We start from the raw sequence: 9447 nt of genomic DNA, 5'->3' as shown, positions 1-9447 counted from the left end.
CACCGCAACCGCCCGCCCCGCCGATGCCGCCCACGCCGCCGGAGGACGAGAGCATGTCGCGGGTGTCGCTCCGGTTGCCCGAGACGCTCAAGGTCAGGGTGGAGGAGGCGGCCGCCGCCGAGGGCATGTCGGTGAACGCGTGGCTGATCCGCGCCGTGCTGCAGACCCTCGAGCCGGCCCGCTCGTCCGCCCGCGTGACCATCGGCCGCAACCTCACCGGCTGGGTCCGCTGACCTCCGACCGCTCGACCACCAGGAGACCACCGTGTCCGACATCGTCACGCACACCTTCGCCACCGACGGGCCGATCAGCCTCAGCGTCGGCCAGCGCTCCGGCGACCTCGTCGTCACCGCCGCCGACACCGCCGAGATCGTCGTCGAGCTGCGCCCGGCCGGCGCCGACGGCGAGGACCTCGCCCACCGCACCCAGGTCGAGCACCGCCCGGGCGCGCTGCGCATCGAGGTGCCACGCACCATGTCGGTGCTCGGCCGCTCGACGTCGGTCGACATCGTCGTCACCGTGCCGGCCGGCAGCACCGTCGACGCGACCGCCGGCTCCGGCGACATCCGCCTCGACGGCCGCTTCGCCGACGTCGCCGCCAAATGCGGCTCCGGCGACATCTCCGTCGACACCTGCGACGATGTGCGGCTCAGCACCGGCAGCGGCGACGTCTACGTCAACGAGAGCGCCGCCGCGAGCGTCCGCACCGGCTCGGGATCGATCCGGTTCGGCACCGCCGGGGGGAGCGTCGACCTCGAGTCCGGCTCCGGCGCCATCGAGGTCGAGCAGCCGCTGACCGACGGCCGCATCTCCGCGGCGTCAGGCGACATCCGCGTCGCCACCGTCGACGGCCGGGTCGAGCTGAAGACCGCGTCCGGCGACATCACCGCACACCGCGCCGTCGAGGGCGACCTGCGCGCCCGCAGCGCCAGCGGCGACGTGTTCGTCGGCATCGTCGCCGGCACCGCCGCCAACCTCGACGTCTCGTCGATCTCGGGGTCGATCCGCTCCGAGCTCGACCAGGCCGACGCCCCCGGCGAGTCCGACCGGACCCTGCTGCTGTCCGTCAGCACGGTCAGCGGCTCGATCCGCCTGAACCGCACGACGTGAACCCGCCCTCTCGCTTGTGACCGAAAGGAGGCCGCCGTGACGTTCGAGCCCTACGCCGACACCCTGCACCGGGTGCGCGCCGAGGAACTGCAGCACGACGCCGTCACCACCGCGTTGGCCCGCCGCGCCCGCCGCGCTCGCCGGCTGGACCTGGCCGCGCGGCTGCTGGACCGGCTGGCCCGCCGGCTCGAGGCCCGCGCCGGCGCCAGCCGGGCCCGCCTGCTCTGACCCGCGGACAGCGCGACCGTCAGCCGCGTTCCTCCGGCAGCGACGTGGTGTCGCCGCCGGACTGGCGCAGTCGCCTGCCGCGCCGGACCAGGGTCGTGTGCTTCTCGGCTTCCTTCTCGATCTGGCGCGTGTCGCGAGGCGGCAACTGGATCGCCTCCTCGGCGGGCACGCCGGCCAGCAGCTCGCGGGCCCGCTCGGTCTCGGCGTCGACCTCGGCGCCGAACAGCAGCGCCAGGTTCGTCAGCCACAACCACAGCAGGAAGACGATCACCCCGGCCAGCGACCCGTAGGTCTTGTTGTAGCTGCCGAAGTTCGCCACGTACAGCCCGAACGCGGCCGAGCCGAGCGCCCAGACGACGATCGCGATGAAGGCGCCGGCGCTGACCCAGCGGAACCGCGGCCGGCGCACGTTCGGCGTGCCCCAGTAGAGCATCGCCACGATCATCGCGACGACCAGCACGAGCGCCGGCCACTTGGCGATGTTCCACACGGTGACGGCGGTGTCGCCGACGCCGATCGAGTCGCCGATCGCCCGCGCCACCGGGCCGCTGACCACCAGCAGCACGGCGGCCGCCAGCACCAGCAGCATCGTCGCCAGCGTGAGCGCGAGCTGCTGCGGGCGCAGCTTCCAGAACGGCCGGCCCTCGTCGACGTCGTAGATGCGGTTCATCGCGCGGCCGAAGGCGCCGACGTAGCCGGACGCCGACCACAGCGCGGCCAGCAGACCGATGACCAGCGCTGAGCCGGCACCCGGGGCATTGGTGAGCTGATTGATGGGCCCCTCGAGATCCGACGTCATCAGTGACGGCGCGATGTCCTGGACGATGCCGACGAGCTGGTCGGTCGTCCGCTGGCTGTCCTGCCCGATGAGCGCCGGCAACGACGCCAGCGCCACCAGCGCCGGGAACAGCGACAGCATCGAGTAGTACGTCAGCGCCGCTGCGAGGTCCGGGCACTCGTCGCGGAGGAACTCGCGCACCGAGCGGCGGGCGACATACGTCCAGGACGGGCGGGTGAGGGAGGTCGGGCCGGCGGGCGCCGCGGCGCCCGCCGGCAGCGTGCCGTCCGGCTGCGCAGAGCCGGACCTGTCCAGCCGCGCCCCGCCCGGCGCCGGGGACGGTCGTCCGTGCGCGTGGGTCGCCATGAGCGCTCCTAGTGACGGCGCTTCCAGGCGACCGCGCCCGCCACTCCCGCGACGACCGTCGCGCCGGCGACGATCATCGTGACCGGGCGCATCGCCAGCATCTTGATCGTCGCGGCCATGGCGCCGGCCCGGTGGCGGACGGCGCTCAGCCGCTCGCGTGCCTGGCTGCGCACGTCGAGCTTGTGCTGCAGCGCCTCGACGGTGCGGCCGAGGTCCGCACGGGTGTGCTCGATGTGCTTCTCGATGTCCTCCGGCTTCGCGCCCTTCGGCGGTTCGGTGGACATCCTGCTGCTCTTCGTCGTGGTGCTCATCAGCGCCTGCCTTCCCTGAGCTCTTCGACGTCGCGCTTGACGTTCTCGACGGTGCGGTCCGGCGTGGGCGAGGCCTGCTTGGTCTCGCCGCGGCCGAGCAACGCGGCCACGCCGGCCAGTGCGAACAGCACGGCGGCGACGATCAGCGCCGCGGCCCACACGTCCAGACTGGTCAGCGACAGTCCCGCGATGGCGGCCGTCACCAGGGCTCCGACCCCGTAGAACGCCAGCATCCCGGCGCCGCCGTACAGGCCCATGCCGATCCCGGCGTGCCGCGCCTTCTGCGACATCTCCGCCTGGGCCAGCCGCATCTCGTCGCGGATCAGGTGCGACGTCTGGGTCGAGAACTCCCGGACCAGCTCGGCGACTGACCGCTCATCCGGGCTTCGGGAAATGCCCGTTGCGACCATGGGCCGTCACCTCCGGTGTGTCCACATCGTCGTGCCGCTGCATCGTCGAGCGCACCTTGTCGGTGGCCTTGGACGCGGCGTCGGTGACCTTCTCCTGCAGCTCCGGCGCCCGGGTCCGCACGGCCTCCTGCGCATCGGCGACCTTCTGCTGCACCTTCGGGTCGTGCCACAGTGCGTCGGCGCGGCCCTTCAGCTGCTCGTAGCGTTGCCGCCCGGCGCGAGTGCCGAGCACGTACCCGACCGCGGCGCCGGCCAGGAGGATCAACTTGCCCTTCATGGTCCCTCCAGGTGTTTCGCCGTTGAAGGGCGGTTACCCGATCGGGACGCACGCATGCGGCGGCGTTCGCGCTGGTCGCGAACGCCCGGAAGGTGAGCTATGCGAGGTTGGCGGGACTCGTCGTGTCGATGATGAAGGCCAGCGTGAACGCCTCGTCGCGCCAGGCGTCGTACCGGCCGGACGGCCCGCCGTGGCCGGCCCCCATCTCGGTCTTGAGCAGCAGCGGACGGTCGCCGGTGGCGACGGCTCGCAGCCGGGCCACCCACTTCGCCGGCTCGTGGTAGCCGACCCGCGGGTCGTTCAGCCCGGCCGTCGCGAGGATCGCCGGATAGGCGCGCGCCGACACGTTCTCGTAGGGCGAGTACGACTTCATGTACGCGTACACCTCGGCCGAGTCGACCGGGTTGCCCCACTCCTCCCACTCGACGACGGTCAGCGGCATCGACGGGTCGAGGATCGTGTTGAGCGCGTCGACGAACGGGACCTCGCCGACCAGTGCGGCGAACGTGTCGTCGGCCAGGTTCGCGACGGCGCCGATGAGCAGCCCGCCGGCGCTCCCGCCCCGGCCGGCCAGCCGGTCCCGCGACGTCCAGCCGGCGGTGACGAGGTGCTCGCCACAGGCGATGAAGTCGGTGAACGTGTTGCGCTTGTGCAGCAGCTTGCCGTCCTCGTACCAGCGCCGGCCCAGCTCGCCGCCGCCGCGGATGTGCGCGATCGCGAACACGTAGCCGCGGTCCAGCAGCGACAGCCGGGCGATCGAGAACCACGGGTCCATCGACGCCTCGTAGGCGCCGTAGCCGTAGAGGACGCACGGGGCCGTGCCGTCGCGGGGCGTGTCGCGCCGCTTGACCAGCGAGATCGGGACGCGGGTGCCGTCGGGCGCGGTGGCCCACTCGCGCACCGACTCGTACGCGGACAGGTCGACGCCGCCGAGGACCGGCTGGCGCTTGCGCAGCGTCAGCCCGCCGCCGGCCACGTCGTAGTCGTAGACGGAGCTCGGCGTGGTGAGCGACGCGTAGCCGAGCCGGAACACCGTCGTGTCGAACTCGGGGTTGCCGCCCGGGCGGACCGTGCGCACCGGCTCGTCGAACTCGATGTCGCGCCCCGGCCCCGCGACGGCGCCGTCGGCCAGGGGCAGGACGTGTAGCTCGGTGCGGCCCTCGCGGCGCATCGACACGACCAGGTGCCCGGCGAACGCGTCGACGCCGGTGACGCGCACACCCGGCGTGTGCGGCAGCACCGGCCGCCAGTTCTCCCGCCCCGGCGCGGAGACCGGCGCGACGACCAGTTCGAAGTCGACGGCGTCCTTGTTGTGCACGATGAAGAACGAGTCGCCGGTGTGGTCCAGGGAGTACTCGACGCCCTGCTCGCGCGGCTGGACGACGCGGAACTCGCCCTGCGGGTCGGTGGCCGGCAGCACCCACGTCTCGCTGGTGACCTGGCTGCCCAGCTCGATGATGACGTAGGCCTCGCTGCGGGTCAGCCCGACGCCGGCGAAGAACCGCTCGTCGGTCTCCTCGTGCACGATGACGTCGGCCGCGGCCTCGCTGCCCAGCAGGTGCCGCCAGACCCGGTACGGCCGCATGGCCTCGTCGACGGTGGTGTAGAACAGCGCGCTGCCGTCGGCCGCCCACGCCGACCCGTAGTAAGTGCCGGGTACCTCGTCGGCCAGGACGTCGCCGGTCTCCAGGTCCTTGAACCGCAGCGTGTACTTCTCGCTGCCGTCGAAGTCGGTGGAGTACGCGAGCAGCCGGCCGTCCGGGCTCACGTCGAACGTGCCCAGCGCGAAGTACGGCGAGTCGCCGGCCAGCTCGTTCTGGTCGAGCAGCACCTGCTCGTCGGCCGGCGAGACGATCGGCTCCGCCGGGTCGGCGGGCAGCGCCGGCTCGGTCAGCGAGCGGCAGTGGATCGGGTACTGGCTGCCCTCGAGCGTACGGGTGTAGTACCACCAGCCGTGGTGGCGCACCGGCACCGAGAGGTCGGTCTCCAGCGTCCGGCTCTTGATCTCGTCGAAGATCTCGTCCTGCAGCGCCTTCGTGTGCTCCGTCGCCGCCTGGGTGTGTGCGTTCTCGGCCTCCAGGTAGGCGACGGTGTCGGGGTCGTCGCGGTCCTTCAGCCAGGCGTATTCGTCGACGACGGCGTCGCCGTGGACGGTCCGCTCGGCGGGGACCGTCTTCGCTACGGGCGGCGCGGGGATCTCCGTCATGGGCCGACCGTATCGCACGACTGCGTCGGCCAAGTTGTTCTATTAGAGCTAGAACAATACAATCGAAGCATGCTCATCCGACTCGACCCGGCGTCCGCCGAGCCGCTCTTCGCCCAGCTGGCCGGAGCGGTCCGCGGCGCCATCGCGCGCGGCGAGCTGGCGGCGGGGGAACGGCTGCCCAGCGCGCGAGAGCTGGCCGAGTCGCTCGGGCTGAATGTCCACACGGTTCTGCACGGCTACCAGCTGCTGCGGGACGAAGGGCTCGTCGAGCTGCGCCGCGGCCGGGGCGCCGTGGTCACCGCGGCCGGAACGGACGGCCTGGCGCGGCTGCGCGAGGCCGTCGCCGGGGTGACCGCCGAGGCACGCCGGCTGGGGCTGAGCGCCGACGAGCTCATCGCACTGATCCGGAAGGAGTACGCATGACGACGACTGGAGCACCGGTGCGGGCCGTCCTCGCGGCGGCCGGGCTGCCGCTGCTGGCCGGCGCCGTGGGTGTCGCGTTGGTCCTGGGGTGGCGCGACGAACTGCCGTCGCGGATCGCGACGCACTGGGGCGTCGACGGGACGGCGGACGGCTTCGGGTCGGTCACCGCGGTGGCGTGGCTGATCGGCGGGTTCGCCGCCGGGTTCGCCCTGCTCGGGCTGGTGCTGGTGCTCGCCGTCCGGGCCGACGCCACCGTCACCCGGCTGGTCGCCGCCACCACGGCGGGGACGACGGCGTTCGTGTCGGCCCTGGTCGTGTTGCTGGCCGAGCGTCAGCGCGGGCTCGCCGACGCCGACGGGCTGGAGCTGCCCGGCCTGGTCGTCGTCGGCGCGCTGGCCCTGGGCGTCGCGGTCGCCGTACTCGCGGCGGTGCTGGCGCCCCGCCGGCCCGCGGCCGGGACGGCGTCGCTCGGCGCGCTTCCCGCGGGCGCCACCGAGCCGCCGCAGCTGACCGTCGGCGAGGGTGAGCGGGTCGTGTGGACGCGGCCGGCCGGCACCGGCGGCGTGCCCGCCGCCGTCCTCGTCGCGGGCACCGGCGTGACCGCGATCGCCGGCGTCGTCGGCCGGCAGTGGTGGGTGCTCGGGCTGAGCCTCGTGCTGGCCGTGCTCACGGCCGCGATGTTCTCCGTCACCGTGACCGTCGACGAACGCGGACTGACGGTCCGCGGCCGGCTGTTCGGGCGGCCGCGCATGCACACGTCGCTGGACCGGATCGCGCGCGCCAGTGTCGTCGCCGTCCGGCCGGTCCGCGACTTCGGCGGCTGGGGCTACCGCGTGTCGGCGATCGGTCCGCTCAAGGGCACGAGCGGCTACGTGCTGCGCGGCGGCGAGGCGCTGCTGGTCGAGCGGACCGACGGCGGGCGCACCGTCGTCACCGTCGACGATGCGGCCACGGCGGCGGCACTGCTCAACGGCCTCCTGCAGCGTCGTTTCGGCGGTGTCTGAGGCTCACCAGCGCCCGCGGTGCACAACGGCGTCGAGGTCGCGGCGGCCCCGCTTGAGCGACGGCGACGTCCGGTCCGGCGCGCGGTGGCCGATGCTGATCACGCCGATCGGCTTGTACTCGTCGGGCACGCCGAACGCCGCCCGGAACCCGTCGACCTGTTCCGGAGGGATGCCGAAGAAGCAGGCGCCCAGGCCCTCGTCGACGACGGTGAGCAGCATGAGGAGGCTCGCCATACCGGTGTCGATGTCCCAGTACGGCGCCGGCCAGCGCGCCTCGTCGCGGTCGGTCCAGCGCTTGTCCGGCTCGGCGTACCGGTCGAGGTAGGCCGCCTTCGACGACAGCGGGACGATCAGCACCGGCGCCCGGCGCAGCCCGGCGGACCAGGAGTCCGTGCCCTCGCCGGGCGGTGTGGCGGCGACCCAGAAACGGGCGACGTCGGCGGGGGTGTCCAGGCGCAGGAACGCCCAGCCCTGGCTGAACCCGGCGCTCGGCGCGTGCAGGGCATGCGTGAGGACCCGGTCGACGACCGCCGGGTCGACCGGCTCGTCGGAGTAGTTGCGGACCATGCGGCGGCGGGTGACGACGTCGGCGAACTCCATGCCGCCATCATGGCCGAGCGGCGCCCGGGCGGCGGCGCGCGGGATCGGGGAAGGGCGCCGTCGCCCGAGGTCCGTTGTTCAGGAGCGGGTCCGGCGCATGGTGCCGGACATCATGGCGAGGGCGCACAGCACGACGACCGCGCCGGCGATGACGTTGCTGACGATGGCCGTGTTCTCGGGTGTCGGCCCGTCGACGACCCAGGGCGCCACGATGGCCCACGCGCCCAGGATGGGTGCGACCCAGGCCATGCCGTGGAAGTGCCCGTAGGCGGCCACGAACCCGGCCGCCAGCAGTGCGATCGCGATGCCGGTGAACAGGTTGCTCATGGTGAGCGGGGAGTGGCCGGAGAATCCGATCACCCATGGCGACATCGCCAGGTAGAGGCCGGCCAGGAACGTGAGTCCGTCGGCGGACTGCGCCATCGGGCTCTCGGAGATCTGGTCGTACCTGTGCCTCATGACGGCGACGTCGGGGTGCTGTTCGATGTCGGGAGTCGGCATGGTCATGACCCCCACCTCCTTCGGAGGACACCGGGTCGATCCCGCACTCCTTATGATGCTCCTCTCGACCGTGATCGTCGACGCGATCAGCCGCCGCCGTAGAGACGAGCTCCAGATGGCGATCTTCCGCCGCAAGACCAAGGTGCCCGACGACCCCCGGCCCGCGATCGCCCAGTTCTGGGCGTGGTGGTCCGAGCACCGCGACGACGTCCTCGCGGCGTTCGAGGAGAAGCGCTCCGACGATCTCATCGAGCTGCTCCGCCCGCCGGTCGCCGCCATCGACCCGTCGCTGAACTGGGAGGTCTCGCCGAGCTCGGCGAAGCGGTTCATGCTGGTCGTCTCCAGCGGGGGCAAGGCTGAGCTGCGGGGGCTGGCCGAGCGCTGGGTGCTGGCCGCTCCCGACGACCCGGACGTCGAGTTCGCGCCGGTGCGCCGGGCCGACCCGGCGCTGTTCGACTCCGTCGTCATGAAGATCGACGACTACGACGTCGAGCTGCGCGAGCTGGTCGCCGGGACGCGGGTCGACCAGCAGCGCGGCCGGCTCGACGTCGTCATCCACCACCCGCTGTTCCCGCTGCTGGACAAGGAGCACCGGATCTCGGTGGCGTTCCACGGCCTGGACGCCGCGCTCGGCGAGGACGAGGCGGAGCGGTGGATCGGCGAGGTCGAGGTCTCCGCCGACCCGCCGCTGGACGCGATCCCGGTCTCGATGCTGGGGACGGTGGTCGACCAGTTGCACCCGTCCGGCGACGTCTGGGCGCTGCTGCGCGGCAACGGCCGCAAGGGGCCGATCGTCGCGATGGTGCGCCGCCCGCTGGACCGGGTGGAGCGGCCGCTCGCCGACACCCACGTCGCACTGCTGCTCGACTACCCGGCCGGTCCCGACGGCATGCCGGGCGACGAGAGCCTGCTCGACGATGCCGACCGGATCGTCGCGCAGGTCGTCGGCGAGCTGGGCGGCGAGGGCCCGCAGGTCGTCCATGTCGGCCGCGTCACCGGTGAGGGCCGGGTCGTCGTGCACCTCTACGTCGACGGCCTGGAGATCGACACCGCGCCGGTCGGCAAGGTGCTGGCGCAGTGGACGCACGGGACCGCCGCCGTGCAGAGCCGGCCCGACCCCGGCTGGAAGGCCGTCGCGCCGCTGCTGCGCTGACCATCGCGCTGTACGCCGCGTCACACGAAACTCGCTGTCGGAATGTCAGGCGCCTCTGGCACAGTTGACCCTGTCGGTGT

13 protein-coding genes are annotated in these 9447 nt (G+C 72.8%); 6 read left to right on the top strand and 7 right to left on the bottom strand.

Annotated features, from left to right (window positions below; genetic code table 11):
• The 3 genes from C1I92_RS10455 to C1I92_RS10445 form a co-directional block, all read left to right on the top strand.
• Positions 1-233 (top strand): toxin-antitoxin system HicB family antitoxin (locus C1I92_RS10455; RefSeq protein WP_146605091.1); only part of this gene is annotated, 233 nt, incomplete at its 5' end.
• Between the two features lie 31 nt (positions 234-264).
• Entirely contained in the window at positions 265-1110 is an 846-nt protein-coding gene (locus tag C1I92_RS10450; RefSeq protein ID WP_111254599.1) for a DUF4097 family beta strand repeat-containing protein, read from the top strand.
• A 36-nt stretch (positions 1111-1146) separates the two neighbouring features.
• Positions 1147-1338: a hypothetical protein gene (locus tag C1I92_RS10445; RefSeq protein WP_111254598.1), complete on the top strand. Its 192-nt coding sequence runs from the start codon at positions 1147-1149 to the stop codon at positions 1336-1338.
• Positions 1339-1357: 19 nt separating this feature from the next.
• Here C1I92_RS10445 and C1I92_RS10440 read toward each other — a convergent pair whose 3' ends face one another.
• From C1I92_RS10440 to C1I92_RS10420, 5 genes are all read right to left on the bottom strand, one after another.
• Positions 1358-2482 carry a YihY/virulence factor BrkB family protein gene (locus C1I92_RS10440; RefSeq protein ID WP_111254597.1) on the bottom strand — a complete coding sequence of 375 codons (1125 nt, stop codon included), beginning with the start codon at positions 2480-2482 and terminating at the stop codon, positions 1358-1360.
• Between the two features lie 8 nt (positions 2483-2490).
• A complete protein-coding gene (locus tag C1I92_RS10435) occupies positions 2491-2793 on the bottom strand; it encodes a DUF3618 domain-containing protein (protein ID WP_111254596.1) in 303 nt (100 codons plus the stop codon).
• Positions 2793-3203 carry a phage holin family protein gene (locus C1I92_RS10430; protein WP_111254595.1) on the bottom strand — a complete coding sequence of 137 codons (411 nt, stop codon included), beginning with the start codon at positions 3201-3203 and terminating at the stop codon, positions 2793-2795. The genes C1I92_RS10435 and C1I92_RS10430 overlap by 1 nt, the downstream gene beginning before the upstream one ends.
• A complete protein-coding gene (locus C1I92_RS34840; protein ID WP_111254594.1) occupies positions 3169-3480 on the bottom strand; it encodes a YtxH domain-containing protein in 312 nt (103 codons plus the stop codon). Before C1I92_RS34840 ends, C1I92_RS10430 begins: the two co-directional genes overlap by 35 nt.
• Positions 3481-3577: 97 nt before the next feature.
• A complete protein-coding gene (locus tag C1I92_RS10420) occupies positions 3578-5686 on the bottom strand; it encodes a S9 family peptidase (RefSeq protein WP_111254593.1) in 2109 nt (702 codons plus the stop codon).
• A gap of 69 nt (positions 5687-5755) precedes the next feature.
• On the opposite strand from C1I92_RS10420, the gene C1I92_RS10415 reads away from it, so the two are divergent.
• The gene (locus C1I92_RS10415) at positions 5756-6109 is read left to right on the top strand and encodes a GntR family transcriptional regulator (protein WP_111254592.1); all 354 of its coding nucleotides are present in this window, start codon (positions 5756-5758) and stop codon (positions 6107-6109) included.
• Entirely contained in the window at positions 6106-7113 is a 1008-nt protein-coding gene (locus C1I92_RS10410; RefSeq protein WP_111254591.1) for a DUF1648 domain-containing protein, read from the top strand. Before C1I92_RS10415 ends, C1I92_RS10410 begins: the two co-directional genes overlap by 4 nt.
• 3 nt (positions 7114-7116) lie before the next feature.
• Here the strand turns inward: C1I92_RS10410 and C1I92_RS10405 are convergent, their stop codons facing one another.
• Both C1I92_RS10405 and C1I92_RS10400 read right to left on the bottom strand, forming a co-directional pair.
• Positions 7117-7713, bottom strand: coding sequence for a nitroreductase family protein (locus C1I92_RS10405; RefSeq protein ID WP_111254590.1), 597 nt, complete (start codon positions 7711-7713; stop codon positions 7117-7119).
• Positions 7714-7791: 78 nt separating this feature from the next.
• Positions 7792-8220, bottom strand: coding sequence for an SPW repeat protein (locus C1I92_RS10400; RefSeq protein WP_199521111.1), 429 nt, complete (start codon positions 8218-8220; stop codon positions 7792-7794).
• A 49-nt stretch (positions 8221-8269) separates the two neighbouring features.
• On the opposite strand from C1I92_RS10400, the gene C1I92_RS10395 reads away from it, so the two are divergent.
• Positions 8270-9367, top strand: coding sequence for a hypothetical protein (locus C1I92_RS10395; protein ID WP_146605090.1), 1098 nt, complete (start codon positions 8270-8272; stop codon positions 9365-9367).
• The last annotated feature ends 80 nt before the right edge of the window (positions 9368-9447 follow it).

Source organism: Jiangella anatolica (genome assembly GCF_003236295.1).
GTDB classification, from domain to species: domain Bacteria; phylum Actinomycetota; class Actinomycetes; order Jiangellales; family Jiangellaceae; genus Jiangella; species Jiangella anatolica.
The sequence above is the reverse complement of the archived record's forward strand: the minus strand, read 5'-3'. Positions and strand labels throughout refer to the sequence as shown.

Excerpts from the sequence above, each read along its gene's own strand:
- C1I92_RS10440 (WP_111254597.1), bottom strand. The coding sequence starts at position 2,482 with ATGGCGACCCACGCGCACGGACGACCGTCCCCGGCGCCGGGCGGGGCG.
- C1I92_RS10430 (WP_111254595.1), bottom strand. The coding sequence starts at position 3,203 with ATGGTCGCAACGGGCATTTCCCGAAGCCCGGATGAGCGGTCAGTCGCC.
- C1I92_RS10420 (WP_111254593.1), bottom strand. The coding sequence starts at position 5,686 with ATGACGGAGATCCCCGCGCCGCCCGTAGCGAAGACGGTCCCCGCCGAG.
- C1I92_RS10395 (WP_146605090.1), top strand. The coding sequence starts at position 8,270 with ATGCTCCTCTCGACCGTGATCGTCGACGCGATCAGCCGCCGCCGTAGA.
- C1I92_RS10415 (WP_111254592.1), top strand. The coding sequence starts at position 5,756 with ATGCTCATCCGACTCGACCCGGCGTCCGCCGAGCCGCTCTTCGCCCAG.
- C1I92_RS10410 (WP_111254591.1), top strand. The coding sequence starts at position 6,106 with ATGACGACGACTGGAGCACCGGTGCGGGCCGTCCTCGCGGCGGCCGGG.
- C1I92_RS34840 (WP_111254594.1), bottom strand. The coding sequence starts at position 3,480 with ATGAAGGGCAAGTTGATCCTCCTGGCCGGCGCCGCGGTCGGGTACGTG.
- C1I92_RS10400 (WP_199521111.1), bottom strand. The coding sequence starts at position 8,220 with ATGACCATGCCGACTCCCGACATCGAACAGCACCCCGACGTCGCCGTC.
- C1I92_RS10405 (WP_111254590.1), bottom strand. The coding sequence starts at position 7,713 with ATGGAGTTCGCCGACGTCGTCACCCGCCGCCGCATGGTCCGCAACTAC.
- C1I92_RS10435 (WP_111254596.1), bottom strand. The coding sequence starts at position 2,793 with ATGAGCACCACGACGAAGAGCAGCAGGATGTCCACCGAACCGCCGAAG.